Annotated in this window: 14 protein-coding genes and 1 pseudogene; 8 read left to right on the top strand and 7 right to left on the bottom strand. The window is 71.4% G+C overall.

Going from position 1 to position 14,560, the window contains the following annotated elements:
* Positions 1-3: 3 nt before the first annotated feature.
* Both AB0F77_RS21590 and AB0F77_RS21585 read right to left on the bottom strand, forming a co-directional pair.
* Positions 4-1,455 (bottom strand): penicillin-binding transpeptidase domain-containing protein, encoded by a 1,452-nt coding sequence (locus tag AB0F77_RS21590; RefSeq protein WP_361950865.1) that lies wholly within the window; start codon positions 1,453-1,455, stop codon positions 4-6.
* Positions 1,456-1,552: 97 nt separating this feature from the next.
* The gene (locus tag AB0F77_RS21585) at positions 1,553-2,326 is read right to left on the bottom strand and encodes an IclR family transcriptional regulator (RefSeq protein ID WP_361950862.1); all 774 of its coding nucleotides are present in this window, start codon (positions 2,324-2,326) and stop codon (positions 1,553-1,555) included.
* Positions 2,327-2,454: 128 nt separating this feature from the next.
* Here AB0F77_RS21585 and AB0F77_RS21580 point away from each other — a divergent pair, with 128 nt between their 5' ends.
* The 5 genes from AB0F77_RS21580 to AB0F77_RS21560 all read left to right on the top strand — a co-directional run bounded on the left by AB0F77_RS21580 (position 2,455) and on the right by AB0F77_RS21560 (position 7,205).
* Positions 2,455-3,984, top strand: a complete 1,530-nt coding sequence (locus AB0F77_RS21580; RefSeq protein WP_361950859.1) for an aldehyde dehydrogenase (NADP(+)) — start codon at positions 2,455-2,457, stop codon at positions 3,982-3,984.
* Between the two features lie 110 nt (positions 3,985-4,094).
* Positions 4,095-4,703 (top strand): DUF1349 domain-containing protein, encoded by a 609-nt coding sequence (locus AB0F77_RS21575; protein WP_361950856.1) that lies wholly within the window; start codon positions 4,095-4,097, stop codon positions 4,701-4,703.
* Positions 4,704-4,753: 50 nt separating this feature from the next.
* Positions 4,754-5,263, top strand: coding sequence for a GNAT family N-acetyltransferase (locus AB0F77_RS21570; RefSeq protein WP_361950853.1), 510 nt, complete (start codon positions 4,754-4,756; stop codon positions 5,261-5,263).
* Between the two features lie 75 nt (positions 5,264-5,338).
* Positions 5,339-6,055, top strand: coding sequence for a DsbA family oxidoreductase (locus AB0F77_RS21565; RefSeq protein ID WP_361950850.1), 717 nt, complete (start codon positions 5,339-5,341; stop codon positions 6,053-6,055).
* Between the two features lie 97 nt (positions 6,056-6,152).
* Positions 6,153-7,205: an aminotransferase class V-fold PLP-dependent enzyme gene (locus tag AB0F77_RS21560; RefSeq protein ID WP_361950847.1), complete on the top strand. Its 1,053-nt coding sequence runs from the start codon at positions 6,153-6,155 to the stop codon at positions 7,203-7,205.
* A 136-nt stretch (positions 7,206-7,341) separates the two neighbouring features.
* Here AB0F77_RS21560 and thpD read toward each other — a convergent pair whose 3' ends face one another.
* The 5 genes and pseudogenes from thpD to AB0F77_RS21535 all read right to left on the bottom strand — a co-directional run bounded on the left by thpD (position 7,342) and on the right by AB0F77_RS21535 (position 11,837).
* Positions 7,342-8,235: an ectoine hydroxylase gene (gene thpD, locus AB0F77_RS21555; protein WP_361950844.1), complete on the bottom strand. Its 894-nt coding sequence runs from the start codon at positions 8,233-8,235 to the stop codon at positions 7,342-7,344.
* 5 nt (positions 8,236-8,240) lie between these two features.
* Positions 8,241-8,645, bottom strand: a complete 405-nt coding sequence (locus AB0F77_RS21550) for an ectoine synthase (RefSeq protein WP_361950841.1) — start codon at positions 8,643-8,645, stop codon at positions 8,241-8,243.
* A 19-nt stretch (positions 8,646-8,664) separates the two neighbouring features.
* Positions 8,665-9,936, bottom strand: a complete 1,272-nt coding sequence (gene ectB, locus AB0F77_RS21545) for a diaminobutyrate--2-oxoglutarate transaminase (RefSeq protein ID WP_361950838.1) — start codon at positions 9,934-9,936, stop codon at positions 8,665-8,667.
* A 13-nt stretch (positions 9,937-9,949) separates the two neighbouring features.
* Positions 9,950-10,471, bottom strand: a complete 522-nt coding sequence (gene ectA, locus AB0F77_RS21540; protein ID WP_361950835.1) for a diaminobutyrate acetyltransferase — start codon at positions 10,469-10,471, stop codon at positions 9,950-9,952.
* 248 nt (positions 10,472-10,719) lie between these two features.
* Positions 10,720-11,837, bottom strand: a pseudogene (locus AB0F77_RS21535) (aminotransferase class V-fold PLP-dependent enzyme).
* A 190-nt stretch (positions 11,838-12,027) separates the two neighbouring features.
* Between AB0F77_RS21535 and AB0F77_RS21530 the strand changes: the two are divergent.
* From AB0F77_RS21530 to AB0F77_RS21520, 3 genes are read left to right on the top strand one after another with little or no spacing between them, the layout of a single operon-like run.
* A complete protein-coding gene (locus tag AB0F77_RS21530; RefSeq protein ID WP_361950832.1) occupies positions 12,028-12,876 on the top strand; it encodes a transporter substrate-binding domain-containing protein in 849 nt (282 codons plus the stop codon).
* Positions 12,873-13,727 carry an amino acid ABC transporter permease gene (locus AB0F77_RS21525; RefSeq protein WP_361950829.1) on the top strand — a complete coding sequence of 285 codons (855 nt, stop codon included), beginning with the start codon at positions 12,873-12,875 and terminating at the stop codon, positions 13,725-13,727. The genes AB0F77_RS21530 and AB0F77_RS21525 overlap by 4 nt, the downstream gene beginning before the upstream one ends.
* Positions 13,724-14,527, top strand: a complete 804-nt coding sequence (locus tag AB0F77_RS21520) for an amino acid ABC transporter ATP-binding protein (protein WP_361950827.1) — start codon at positions 13,724-13,726, stop codon at positions 14,525-14,527. Before AB0F77_RS21525 ends, AB0F77_RS21520 begins: the two co-directional genes overlap by 4 nt.
* Positions 14,528-14,560 lie beyond the last annotated feature (33 nt).

The raw sequence follows: 14,560 nt of genomic DNA, 5'->3' as shown, positions 1-14,560 counted from the left end.
CCCTCAGCCCCGCAACGCCGCCTCCATCATCGCCCTCGCGACCGGCGCGGCCAGCCCGTTGCCGCTGACCTCCGAGCGGGCCGCGTCGGACTGCTCGACCATCACCGCGACCGCGACCTCCTTGCCGCCGGCCTCGGCATAAGAGGTGAACCAGGCGTACGGCGTCTTGCTGTTGTTCTCGCCGTGCTGGGCGGTGCCCGTCTTGCCGCCCACCGTCGCCCCGGCGATACGGGCGTTCGAGCCCGTGCCCTCGTTCACGACCGTCTCCATCGCCGAGCGCAGCTGCTCGGCCGTGCCCGAGCTGATGATCTCCTTCTCGTCCGTGCTGGTGTCATAGTCCTTCAGCACGTCGCCGCCGCTGTCGGTGAGGCGCGACACCATGTGCGGCGAGATCAGCTTGCCGTCGTTGGCAATGGTGGCCGACACCATGGCCATCTGGAGCGGGGTCGCGGTGACGTCGAACTGGCCGATGCCGGACAGGCCCGTCTGCGCCTTGTCCATGTCCGAGGGGTAGACGCTCGTGTAGGCCCGCACCGGCACGTCCAGCCGGTCGTCGTCGAAGCCGAACCGCTCGGCCATCGCGCGCACCTTGTCCTGGCCCAGGTCGACGGCCATCTTCGCGAAGACCGTGTTGCACGAGTAGCGCAGGGCGACCCGGATGGAGGCGTTCTCGCAGGGCGCGGACCTGTCCTCGTTCGTCAGGACCGTGCGGGTGTCCGGGAGCGTGTACGGGTCGGGGCTGTCGGTGCGCTGGTCCACGTCCCCGTACAGCCCGTCCTCCAGCGCCGCCGCGGCGACGACCAGCTTGAACGTCGAGCCCGGCGGCAGCGGCTGGCGCAGCGCGCGGTTGGTCAGCGGCTTGTCGGGGTCCGCGCCCAGCCGCTGCCAGGCCGGGCCCGCCGTGTTGGCGTCGGTCAGCGCGGACGGGTCGTACGACGGCGTCGACACCATCCCGAGGATGCGGCCGGTCTTCGGGTCGATCGCGACGGCGCCGCCCTTCTTGCCGCCCAGCGCCGCGTACCCCGCCTTCTGCACGGCCGGGTCGATCGTCGTGATCACGTCGCCCGGGGCGGCCCGCGCACCGGTGACCGTGTCCATCACGGTCTTGAGCCGGCCGTCCGTGCCGTTGAGGACGTCCTGGTAGATGCCCTCCAGCTGGGTCGGCGCGTAGCTCTGCGAGGCGTACCCCGTCACCGCCGCGTACAGCGGGCCGTCGGTGTACGTACGTCTGTACGCGAGGTCGCCGCCCTTCGTGCGGGCCGAGCCGGTGACGGAGTCCCCGGCCACGACGATGTTCCCGAGCGGCTCCGCGTAGGTCTCGATCGCGCCCCGCCGGTTGTCCTTGTCGTCCGCGAGGGCCTTGCCGTCGTAGAACTGCACCCAGGTCGCCCGCACCAGCAGGGCGAGCACGAGGAGCAGCGCGAAGACGGAGGCCCGCCTGATCGTCTTGTTCATCGCGCTCTGTAGGACGACCGGATCGGGGCAATCGTTCCCGTACGACCCTTTTCCCGGTGCGTCCCCGGCGAACGTGCGGAGAACCGTCACACGGCGGTCACAGCCGTCTGGTCGCCAGGGTCAGCCGGTCGCGCGCGTCGAACAGCGCGTCCTTGATCGTCTGCTCGTGTGCGGGGGTCAGCCGGGCCACCGGCACCGAGCAGCTGATGGCGTCACGCGCGGGAGTGCGGTACGGGACGGCCACCCCGAAGCAGCGCAGGCCCAGCGTGTTCTCCTCCCGGTCGACGGCGAAGCCCTGCTCCCGCACCTGGCGCAGCTCCTCGATGAGCTTCTCCCGGTCGGTGATGGTGTGCTCGGTCAGCGCGGGCAGCGTCTCCGGGAGCAGCTTGCGGACCTGCTCGTCGGTGTGGGTGGCGAGCAGCGCCTTGCCCAGCGAGGTCGAGTGGGCGGGCAGCCGGCGGCCCACCCGGGTGAAGGGGCGCAGGTAGTGCTGCGACTGGCGGGTGGCGAGGTAGACGACGTTCGTGCCGTCGAGGCGTGCCAGGTGGATCGTCTCGGTGGTGTCGTCGGAGAGCCGGTCCAGGGTCGGGCGGGCCGCCGCCACGACCTCGTCCCCGTCGATGTACGAGGTGCCGACGAGCAGCGCCCGCACCCCGATGCCGTACCGCGTGCCCGTCGCGTCGGTCTCCACCCAGCCCAGCTCCACCAGGGTGCGCAGCAGCATGTAGAGGCTGGACTTGGGGTACCCCACGGCCTCCTGGACCGCGGCGAGGGAGTGCATGCCGGGTCTGCCGGCGAAGTATTCGAGCAACTCAACGGTCCGCACGGCGGACTTGACCTGTGCCCCGCCGCCTGTCTCGCCTGCCGACATCGCGCTTGACCCCTTCGTTCGACGGGAAATAGTCTCCGAGATATTCATCATCCGAGACATTGTTCAGTATATCGAACGCCTCTGATGGATGAACCGATGTTCTGCGGCACTACATGGAGGGACCCGCGGTGGCAGCAGCACCAGTCTGGAGTGTCGACCCGCGAACCGGGAAGCAGCGGGAGCAGGTCGCCGTGGAGGCCACCGCCGAGGAGGTCGACGCCACCGTCCGCGCGGCCCACGCCGCCCGTGCCGGCCTCGCCGACCGTACCGTCCGCTCCGCCTTCCTGCGCTCCGCCGCCGCAGGACTCGACGCCGCCAGGGACCACCTCGTCGAGGCCGCCGACGCCGAGACCGCGCTCGGCCCGGTCCGGCTGACCGGCGAACTCGCCCGCACCGTCTACCAGTTGCGTGCCTTCGCCGACATCGTGGACGAGGGCGCCTTCCTCGACGTCGTCATCAACCACCCCGACGACACCGCGACCCCGCCCATCCCCGACCTGCGCCGTTACAAGGTGCCCCTCGGTGTTGTCGCCGTCTACTCGGCGTCCAACTTCCCCTTCGCCTTCTCGGTCGCCGGCGGCGACACCGCGAGCGCGCTCGCCGCGGGCAACCCGGTGGTCGTCAAGGCGCACCCCGACCACCCCGCCCTGTCCGAACTGGTCGCCAAGGTGCTGCGCCGGGCCGCCGCCGAACACGGCGTCCCCGAGGGAGCGATCGGCCTCGTCCACGGCTTCGACGCGGGCATCGAGCTGATCCGGCACCCGCTCGTCGCCGCGGCCGGCTTCACAGGGTCGGTGCGCGGCGGCCGGGCCCTGTTCGACGCCGCCGCCGCGCGCCCCGTGCCGATCCCCTTCCACGGCGAACTCGGCTCGCTCAACCCGGTGCTCGTCACCGAGGCGGCGGCGGCCGAGCGCGCGGAGGCCATCGGGGCCGGGCTCGCCGGGTCGATGACCCTGGGCGTCGGGCAGTTCTGCGTCAAGCCGGGCCTGGTCCTCGCGCCCGCGGGCGCCGCCGGGGACCGCCTCGTCAAGTCGCTGACGGACGCGGTCAGCGACACGGCGGCCGGGGTCCTCCTCGACCACCGGATGCGGGACAACTTCGTCGCGGGCGTCGGCGAGCGCGCCGCGCTGGAGGACGTCGAGTCCCCGGTGACGCCCGGGGCGGGCAGCGAGCACACGGTGAGCCCCGGCTTCCTCACGGTGCCCGCCCGCAGGCTGGCCGAGGGCGGGGCGCACGACCTGCTCCTGGAGGAGTGCTTCGGCCCGGTGACCGTGGTCGTGCGGTACGAGGACGAGAACGAGGCGACGGCCGTGCTGTCCCGGCTGCCGGGGAACCTGACGGCCACGGTGCACCTCTCCGCGGGTGAGGCCGCCGGAGAGGGGCGTGGTGTCGAACTGCTGGCCGAGCTGACCCCCCTTGCCGGGCGGGTCGTCGTCGACGGATGGCCCACGGGGGTCGCGGTGGCCGCGGCGCAGCACCACGGGGGGCCTTATCCGGCTACCACCTCCACGTCCACTTCCGTGGGGGGTACGGCCATCGAGCGGTGGTTGCGGCCCGTTGCCTATCAGGGGGCGCCTGCCGCTCTGCTGCCCGACGAGTTGCGGGACGAGAATCCCCTGGGGCTTCCCCGGCGGTTCAACGGGGTTCTGGAGCGGTAGCGCCGTGGGCTGTCCGGGTGCGGTTCGGGGTGCGGGTGCGCTGGGGTTGATCGCGCAGTTCCCCGCGCCCCTGACGGGGCGCGTCTGTGTCGGCCTGAGAAAATGTCGTCATGGACCTTGAACTTCCCGAGCTGCCCTTTCCCCTGCGCAGTCATGGGCCGGAGGGCAACTGGGCCTACGAGAACGGGGTGCTCACCGGGTGGGCCGGTGGACGGCAGGACCGGTTCGTGCCGCCCACCGGGGAAGCGCTCGACCCCGCCTCCGACGCGCCCCGGCTGCTCGGGGCGCCGGACGGCGACTTCCAGCTGATCGCCCGGGTCACCGTCGGGTTCACCTCCTCCTTCGACGCCGGTGTGCTCTACGTCCACGTCGGCGAACGGCAGTGGGCCAAGCTGTGCCTGGAGTACTCCCCGGACGTGCCCACCGTCTGCACCGTGGTCACCCGGGGCCACTCCGACGACGCCAACTCCTTCACCGTGGACGGCAGTTCCGTCTGGCTTCGGATCAGCCGCACCGGCCGGGCCTTCGCCTTCCACGCCTCCCGCGACGGCCGGCGCTGGACCTTCGTCCGGCTGTTCACCCTCGGCACCGAGGAGGAGACCGGCGCCGCCCTCGTCGGCTTCATGACCCAGTCGCCGCTCGGGGAGGGCTGCGTCGTGACCTACGACCACGTCGAGTACCGGCCCGTCTGGCCGAGCGACCTGCGGGACGGCAGCTGAGCCCGGGGCCCTCCGGAACCGTCCCGGCACCCGGTCACGTCCTCCGTTGCATGATCAGTGACCGACCCACCGGCAGCCGAGTGATCCGTACCGTCCTGCCCGCCGAGGCGGAGACCGTCGCCGCCCTGCACACCCGGGCGCGGGCCACGTACTACCCCGACGGCCTCCCGGACGACGGCACCGACTGGACCGCCGCCTGGCGCGGCGCCATCGAGCGGCCCGACGGACAGGTGCTGTGCGTGGTCGAACAGGGCCGGATCACCGCGCTCGCCTCCTTCCGCACCCCGGAAGGGGAGTCCGCGGAAACGGTCAAGCTGTACCAGTTCCACGTCGACCCCGACCGCTGGCGCGACGGCGTCGGCACCGCCCTGCACACCGCGTGCGTCGAGCAGTGGCGGGCCGACGGCCGGCGCACCGCCGTGCTCGACGTGCACGTCGACAACACCCGCGCCCAGGGCTTCTACGCCCGCCAGGGCTGGACCCCCGACCCCGACCTGCCGCTCGCGGAGGGCGACCACCATCTGCGGCTGCGGTACACGGTGCCCGGTGCCCGGGAATGAAAGCAGCTGACCGGACGTTCGCGCACGAGCGGGGAGAGCCCCCGTCCCCTGTACGAGCCGGAGAGAGCCGAAGACATGCGCGTCGAGATCTGGAGCGACATCGCCTGCCCCTGGTGCTACGTGGGCAAGGCCCGCTTCGAGAAGGCGCTCGCGGCCTTCCCGCACCGTGAGCAGGTCGAGGTGGTCCACCGGTCCTTCGAGCTGGACCCCGGCCGCGCCAAGGGCGACGTCGAGCCCGTCCTGGCGATGCTCACCAAGAAGTACGGCATGAGCGAGGCGCAGGCCCAGGCAGGCGAGGAGAACCTGGGCGCGCAGGCCGCCGCCGAGGGACTCGACTACCGCACCCGCGGCCGTGACCACGGCAACACCTTCGACATGCACCGCCTGCTCCACTTCGCCAAGGAACAGGGCCTCCAGGACCGGCTCGTCCAGCTCCTCTACCGCGCCAACTTCGCCGAGGAACGCTCCCTCTTCACCGAGGGCGACGAACGGCTCGTGGCCCTCGCCGCCGAGGCCGGCCTGGACGCCGACGCCAGCCGCACGGTCCTCGCCGACCCCACCGCCTACGCCGACGAGGTCCGCGCCGACGAGCGCGAGGCCGCCCAGCTCGGCGCAAACGGCGTGCCCTTCTTCGTCCTCGACCGCAAGTACGGCGTCTCCGGCGCCCAGCCCGCCGAGGTCTTCACCCGCGCGCTCACCCAGGCGTGGGGCGAGCGCGCCCCGCTCACCCTCGTCGACCAGGGTGACGCCGAGGCGTGCGGCCCGGACGGGTGCGCGGTCCCGCAGAACTGAGAAACCGCAGGCCGGGGCGGACGTATAAGCCCCACTTGGCGCGGCCGTGGCACCGGGCGCGATGGACGGGGAGTGCCCCGGGCCGCACAGTGGTCCCATGGAGACGTTCGAGAGCCTCGTCCGCGCCGAGTTCGCCCCCAGGAGCACCTACCTCAACACCGCGAGCAACGGCCTGCTGCCCGCCCGTACCGTCACCGCCCTGCACGAGGCGGCGCTGATGCGGGCCGAGGGCCGGCCGCTGCGCCCGCTCCACGAGGACGTCGAGTCCTGCCGGGCCGCGTACGCCCGGCTCACCGGAGTCCCGGCGACCCGCGTCGCGGCGGGCGCCTCGGTCGCCGCGCACACCGGAGTGATCGCCGCGTCGCTGCCCGCGGGCGCCGAAGTCCTCACCGCCGAGGACGACTTCACCTCCGTGCTGAACCCGTTCCACGTCCGCGGCGACCTCAAGGTGCGCGCGGTGCCGCTGGAGCGGATCGCCGAGTCCGTCCGCCCCGGAACCGCGCTCGTCGCGGTCAGCGCCGTCCAGTCCGCCGACGGCCGGCTCGCCGACCTGCCCACCCTGCGCGAGGCCGCCCACGAGCACGGTGCCCGCACCTACGTCGACTTCTCCCAGGCCGCGGGCTGGCTGCCGGTCGACGCCGACGCCTACGACTTCACCGCCACCGTCTCCTTCAAGTGGCTGTTCGGCCCGCACGGCGCGGCCTTCCTCACCGTCCCCGAGGACCTCGGCGGACTCGTACCGGTCCTCGCCGGCTGGGTCGCGGGCGAGGCACCCTGGGACAGCTGCTACGGCCCGGTCGCCGAACTCGCCCACTCCGCCCGGCGCTTCGACCTCACGCACGCCCTGTTCACCTACGCCGGGCTGCGCCGCTCCCTCGAACTGATCGGGGAACTCGGGGTGTCCGCCCTGCACGCCCACGCCGTGGGGCTCGCCGACCGGTTCCGGGCCGGGCTCGCCGGACTCGGCCACGAGCCGGTGCCCGCACCCGGCTCGGCGATCGTCTCGGTACCCGGACTCGGTTCCCGGCAGCCCGGGTTGAGCGCGGCGGGCATCGAGGTCTCCGACCGCGCGGGCCATCTGCGCGCCGCCTTCCACCTCTACAACACGACCGCCGACGTCGACCGCCTGCTGGACGCGCTGTCCGGCTGACCGCCGCACACCACGGACGCCACCCGCCGCACACGCACGTGCCGCCGGCCGTCGCGAGGACGGCCGGCGGCACGGTGGGCCGGGCCGGGGGGGGGCGGAGCCGGGTGAGGGTCGGCCCGCCCCGGGCCCGGCGGTCTCAGCGGACGGGCGTGAAGTCCCGGGCGCCGATGAACTCCGGCCTACGGCCCGGCGCGGCGAAGGGCTCCACCGCCGCGTTCTCCACGCTGTTGAACACGATGAACACGTTGCTGCGCGGGAACGGCGTGATGTTGTCGCCGGAGCCGTGCATGCAGTTGCAGTCGAACCAGGTCGCCGAACCGGCCGCACCGGTGAACAGCTTGATGCCGTACTCACCCGCGATCGCGGTCAGCGCCTCGTCGGACGGCGTGCCCGCGTCCTGCATCTGGAGCGACTTCTTGTAGTTGTCCTCGGGCGTGGCTCCCGCGCAGCCGAGGAACGTGCGGTGCGAACCCGGCATGATCATGAGCCCGCCGTTGGTGTCGCGGTTCTCGGTCAGCGCGATCGACACCGACACGGTCCGCATGTTCGGCAGCCCGTCCTCGGCGTGCCAGGTCTCGAAGTCCGAGTGCCAGTAGAAGCCGCTCGCCCCGAAGCCCGGCTTCACGTTGATCCGGGACTGGTGCACGTACACCTCCGAGCCGAGGATCTGCCGGGCCCGGCCGACGACCCGCTCGTCGCGCACCAGGTTCGCGAACACCTCGCTGATCCGGTGCACCTCGAAGACCGAGCGGATCTCCTTCGACTTCGGCTCGACGATCGACCGGTCGTCGGCCCGGACGCCCGGGTCCGTGACCAGCCGCTCCAGCTCCCGCCGGTACACGGCGACCTCGTCCGGCGTGATCAACTCATCGACGGCCAGGAAGCCGTCGCGCTCGTACGCCTGGAGGCCGGCGGCCGGGACGGGGCCGGGGGTGTCGGGGGAGCCCCAGACCACCGGGTCCCGGCGCGGTACGGAGACCTCGACGGGGCCCCGGCTGGGGTACAGGTCGGTGACGGTCATGGCGGTCATGGCGTTCACACCTCCTCGGGCTCGGTGAGCAGCGGGTACACGCCGTTCTCGTCGTGGTCCTCCCGTCCGGTCACGGGCGGGTTGAACACGCAGATGCAGCGGAAGTCCTCCTGGACGCGCAGCGTGTGCCGCTCGTGCCCGTCGAGGAGGTACATGGTGCCGGGAGTGATCGAGTACGTCCTCCCGGTCTCCTGGTCGGTGAGTTCGGCCGCGCCCTCGACGCAGACGACGGCCTCGACGTGGTTGGCGTACCACATCGACGTCTCCGTCCCGGCGTAGAGGACGGTCTCGTGGAGGGAGAAGCCCACGCGCTCCTTGGCGAGCACGATGCGCTTGCTCTCCCAGGTCCCGGACGCCGCCCTGACGTGCCGGTCGGTGCCTTCGATGTCCTTGAACGAGCGGACGATCACGGTGGTACTGGCCTCCTTGCTAGACGGTTTCACGGACGGCGCGGGCGAGGACGCTCAGCCCCTCGTCCAGTTCGTCCGGGCTGACGGTGAGGGCGGGCAGGAGTTTGACGACCTCGCTCTCCGGACCGGACGTCTCGATGAGCAGCCCGAGGTCGAACGCGCGCCGCGCCACCCGCTCGGCGCGCCCCTTGTCGTGGAACTCCAGGCCCCACACGAGCCCGCGTCCCCGGTACTCCTTGACGTCGGCGAGGTTCTCCTCGGTGACGGCGATCAGGCTCTGCTCGACCTGCTCGCCGCGCGCACGGGTCTGCTTCTCCATGGCGGAGCCGTCCGCCCAGTACGACTCCAGGGCGGCGGTGGCCGTCACGAAGGCCGGGTTGTTGCCGCGGAAGGTGCCGTTGTGCTCGCCCGGCTCCCAGACGTCCAGCTCGGGCTTGAACAGGCACAGCGACATGGGCAGTCCGTAGCCGCTGATCGACTTGGACACGGTGACGATGTCGGGCACGATCCCGGCCTCCTCGAACGAGAAGAAGGCGCCGGTGCGGCCGCAGCCCATCTGGATGTCGTCGACGATCAGCAGCATGTCCCGCCGCTCGCACAGCTGCGCGAGCCGGCGCAGCCACTCGGCGCGGGCCACGTTGATGCCGCCCTCGCCCTGCACGGTCTCCACGATCACGGCGGCCGGCTGGTTGAGCCCGGAGCCCTGGTCCTCCAGGAGCCGTTCGAACCACAGGAAGTCGGGGACCTGTCCGTCGAGGTAGTGGTCGAACGGCATCGGCGTGCCGTGCACCAGCGGGATGCCGGCGCCGGCCCGCTTGAAGGCGTTGCCGGTGACGGCGAGGGAGCCCAGGGACATGCCGTGGAAGGCGTTGGTGAACGACACGATCGCCTCGCGCCCCTTCACCTTCCGCGCCAGCTTCAGCGCGGACTCCACGGCGTTGGTGCCGGTCGGCCCCGGGAACATGACCTTGTACGGCAGATCACGCGGCCGCAGCACCAGGTCCTGGAAGGTCTGGAGGAAGGAACGTTTGGCCGTGGTCGACATGTCGAGGCCGTGGGTGACCCCGTCGCGCAGCAGGTAGTCCACCAGGGCCCGCTTGAGCACCGGGTTGTTGTGGCCGTAGTTGAGCGATCCGGCACCGGCGAAGAAGTCGAGGTAGCGATGGCCGTCCTCGTCGAACATCTCGCTGCCGCGCGCCCGGTCGAAGACGGTGGGCCAGCCGCGGCAGTAGCTGCGTACCTCGGACTCCAGGGTCTCGAACACGCTCAGGTCGGGCTGGGTGATGGTCACGGTGATTCGCTCCTCAGAGGTGCGCCGGGTGGGGGGTCAACGGGCCGATCCGGAAGAGGACTTCGGGCTGGTGGGGGCCGTCCGGGAACAGGCCCGCGTCGAACAGCACCTCACGGGTGACGGAGGCGCCGTGGCGGGTGGCGAACGAGGTGAACAGGCGCTCGGACGCGGCGTTGTCGGGCGTGATCGTCGTCTCCACGGACGTGATGCCGCCTTCGGCGCCGATCCGCGCGATCAGCGCGTCGAGCAGGGCGGCGGCGACACCGCGCCCGCGGTGGGACGCGTCCACCGCCACCTGCCAGACGAGCAGGGTGTGGGGTCGCTCCGGCCGCACGTATCCGGTGACGAAACCGACGGGCACGTCGTCCGCCCCGCGGGCCACCGCCGAGGTGCCGGCGAAGTCGCGGCACCACAGGAGATAGCTGTACGGGGAGTTCAGATCGAGCGTTCCCGAGGCCCGCGCCATACGCCAGAGCGCGGCCCCGTCCGTCACCGCGGGGCGGTCGATGAGCAGGTCTGCTTGTGCGGCAGTCATGCGGATTGAATTTAGCGAGAGAAATTAAAAAATGCAGGGCGACGTGCTTCGGGTGCACTGTTTTGTGTACGAAGCCAGTCCGATATGTGAGGTTTGCGCCCCCGTAAATCACAATAAAATGGACTTGGTGTGCGGTGCGTCACAAGGCTGTAACCCGCCTGAAAATCTCTGCGTTTAGCTCCGGAGAACCGGGGCAGAAGAGCTCGGGAAAGCTATCCGGCCGATAAATTCTGGAATTCTCTTTGAATTCAGGCCCCGATTGCCTGCCCCCAGGCGGAATTCGCGGCGCGCAGCGCGCCCTCCCGGTCCGCCGTGAGGCCCTTGTCCGCGAGGGCCGCGCCCAGCGCGTCCAGCGACCGGCGCACCGCTTCCGGCGTCGCGTCGGCGCCGTAGTGGTTGACCCTGACCATCTCCTCGGCCAATGCGCCGCCGCCCGCCGCGAGGGGCAGCGCCGGATCCGCCGCCAGGGCGTGGGCGACCAGCTCGGAGGCCACCAGCCCGGCCGGCACCCGCAGCGTCGTCGCCACCGGCGCCGCGTCCGCCGCCTCGTACACATACGGCTCCAGGCCCCCGCCCAGGGCCGCCGCGCCCGCCCGCGTCGCCCGCGCCGCCTCCCGGTGGCGCCGCATCACCTGCGCCGCCCCCACCGCCTCGATCCGCTCCAGGCACGCCTCCAGGGCCAGCATCTCCAGCTGCGCCGGAGCGTGCGGCAGCGCCGTGCGGCCGGCGTCGAGCCAGCGCTCCTTCCAGTCCAGCAACGACAGGTAGGAGCGCCGCGGTGCCCCGGGGGTGGCCGCCATCCGCGCCCACGCCCGCTCGCTGACCGAGACCGCCGACACCCCGGCCGGGCCGCCCATCGCCTTCTGCGCCCCGATCACGCACAGGTCCACGCCCCACTCGTCCGGCAGGACCGGTTCGGCGCCCACGGAGGCGACCGCGTCCAGGTAGAACAGGGCGCCCTGCTCCCGCACCGCCTCGCCGATCTCCGCGACCGGGTTGGTGTTGCCGGTGGCCGCCTCCGCGTGCACCAGGGACACGAAGTCGATCTCCGGGTGCTCGGCGAACGCCTCCCGGACCTGCCCGGCCGTCACCGCCGTGTGGAACGGCACCGCCAGGTCGATCACCGTGGCGCCGCAGTCCCGCAGCCAGGTGCCGAAGGTCTGCCCGTACGGGCGGTGATCACGTTCAGTGCGGTCGTGCCCGGTCCCGCGGTGCCCCGGATGGCGCCCTCCAGTGGCAGCAGCGCCTCGCCCTGCATGATCACGACGTCCTGCCGGGTGCCGAGGAGCCGGGCCACCCGGTCCTCGATCGCCGCGAAGCGCGCGGCGGTCAACGGGGGCAGGTCGAGGAAGGCATGGGTGGTCATGGCGGTGCTCTCTCCACTCGCGAGGGATCAACGCCGTCGAGCGTAGCCCGCGCCCCCGCCACCGCCAGGACTGGAGACTTCCCAGGTCAAATGGGCACGGAACCATCGGATTAATTTGAGGACCCCCAACCTTTCCTTATAATCGGAAGCCGCATCAGTCGGAAGACAAAGTTCCCTCACAGGAGGTCCCGTGATCACGCTCCTCGGGCGCCGGGCCCGTGTCCTGGCCGCCACCGCCACCGCGGCCGGACTGGCCCTCGTGGCCGGGTGCTCGTCGGGCGACAGCGGTGGCACGTCGAACACCGCCGCGGGCGGCGTCCGGCTCGTCAAGGCCGGGCAGCTCACGACCTGCACCCACCTGCCCTACCCGCCCTTCCAGTCGGAGATCGACGGCAAGGTGCAGGGCTTCGACGTGTCGCTGATCGACCTCGTCGCCAAGAACCTCGGCGTGAAGCAGCAGATCCTCGACACGCCCTTCGAGAACTTCAAGACCGGCGCGTTCCTCAACTCCGGCCAGTGCGACCTCGCCGCCGCCGGCATGACGATCACCGAGGAGCGCAAGAAGAACGTCGACTTCTCGCAGCCGTACTTCGACGCCACCCAGGCCGTGCTCGCCGACCGGAAGAGCGGCGTCACCTCGCTCGCCGACCTCAAGGCCAAGGGCCGCAAGCTCGGCGCGCAGGCGCAGACCACCGGCGAGGACTACGCCCGGAGCAAGGGCCTCGACCCGACCTCCTTCGCCTCCTCCGACGCCGTCCTCAACGGCCTGCGCACCGGCCAGGTCCAGGCCGTGGTCATCGACTACCCGGTCGTCCAGGGCTGGCTCAAGGACAAGGCGAACGCCGCGGCCTTCCAGGTCGTCGACAACCTCAACACCGGTGAGCAGTACGGCTTCACGGTGAAGAAGGGCAACGCGAAGCTCCTCGCCGCGATCGACAAGGCCCTCACGGACGCCAAGGCGGACGGCACGTACAAGAAGATCTACGAGCAGTGGATCGGCCCGTACGACGCCTCGGCCGCCTCGCCCTCCGCCTCATGACCGGCCCCGCCGACACCACCGACACCACCGACACCACGGTCCTGCCCCGCCGCAAGGGGCTGACCCGCACCCAGCGGCGCCGGGCCTCGCGCGGTGCGCAGTACGGCGTGTTCGTCGCCGCGGTGATCGCCCTGGCCGTCTCGGCGGACTGGGGGCGGCTGAAGAACCAGTTCGCGCAGGCCGACGTCGCCCGGCAGATGTTCCCCGACGTCATCACGCTGGCGCTGAAGAACACCGTGCTCTTCACCCTGTCCGGCTTCGTCGTCGGCCTGGTGCTCGGCATGGTGATCGCGCTGATGCGGCTGTCGTCCGTGGGCCCCTACCGCTGGGTCGCCGGCGTCTACATCGAGATCTTCCGCGGTCTGCCCGCCCTGCTGATCTTCATCTTCGTGGGCGTCGCCGTGCCGCTGGCCTTCCCCGGGGTGCAGTTCCCGGGCGGCACCTACGGCAAGGTGGCCGTCGCCCTCGGCCTGGTCTCCGCCGCGTATATGGCCGAGACCATCCGCGCGGGCATCCAGGCCGTGCCCAAGGGGCAGATGGAGGCGGCCCGTTCGCTGGGCTTCTCGCCCGCCCGGGCCATGGTCTCCATCATCGTCCCGCAGGCGTTCCGGATCGTCCTGCCGCCGCTCACCAACGAACTCGTCCTGCTGTTCAAGGACTCCTCGCTGGTGCTGTTCCTCGGGGTCACGCTGGAGGAGCGCGAACTGTCCAAGTTCGGCAACGACCTGGCCAGCCAGACCGCCAACTCCACCCCGCTGCTGGTGGCGGGGCTGTGCTACCTCCTCGTCACCGTCCCGCTCGGCCTCGTCGTGCGCCGTATGGAGTCCAAGTCCCAGGAGGCGATCCGTTGAGCCGCCCGGAGATCCGCGTCAGCGGTCTGCGCAAGTCGTTCGGTGACAACGAGGTGCTCAAGGGCATCGACCTGGAGATCGGCCAGGGCGAGGTCGTCTGTGTCATCGGCCCGTCCGGCTCCGGCAAGTCGACCCTCCTGCGCTGTGTGAACCTGCTGGAGGAGCCCACCGGGGGCCAGGTCTTCGTGGGCGGCACCGAGATCACCGACCCGGACGTCGACATCGACGCCGTGCGCCGCCGCATCGGCATGGTCTTCCAGCAGTTCAACCTCTTCCCGCACCTGTCCGTCACCGAGAACCTCACGCTCCCGCAGCGGCGGGTGCTGGGGCGGGACAAGGCGACGGCGGCGCGGGTCGCCGCCGAGAACCTGGCGCGCGTCGGCCTGTCCGAGAAGGCCGGCGCCTACCCCGCCTCCCTCTCCGGCGGCCAGCAGCAGCGCGTCGCCATCGCGCGGGCGCTGGCCATGGGGCCCGAGGTCATGCTGTTCGACGAGCCGACCTCGGCGCTCGACCCCGAACTGGTCGGCGACGTCCTCGCGGTGATGCGGATGCTCGCCGACGAGGGCATGACCATGATGGTCGTCACCCACGAGATGACCTTCGCCCGCGAGGTCGCCGACCGGGTCGTCTTCATGGACGGCGGGGTCGTCGTAGAGGACGGCACCCCCGACCGCGTCATCGGCGCCCCCGAGCACGAGCGCACCCGCCACTTCCTCTCCCGCCTCCTCGACCCGGCCATGGCCGAGGTCCCGGAGACAACGCCCGACCGCACGGGGAAGGACGACACACGGCTTCACTAGGGCCGGTCTGACGATTCGCGTCGGATCAGGCCG

The sequence above is a fragment of the Streptomyces sp. NPDC026672 genome (assembly GCF_040638185.1).
In the GTDB taxonomy this organism is placed as follows: Bacteria; Actinomycetota; Actinomycetes; order Streptomycetales; family Streptomycetaceae; genus Streptomyces.
This window is presented reverse-complemented; position numbering and strand designations above follow the sequence as displayed.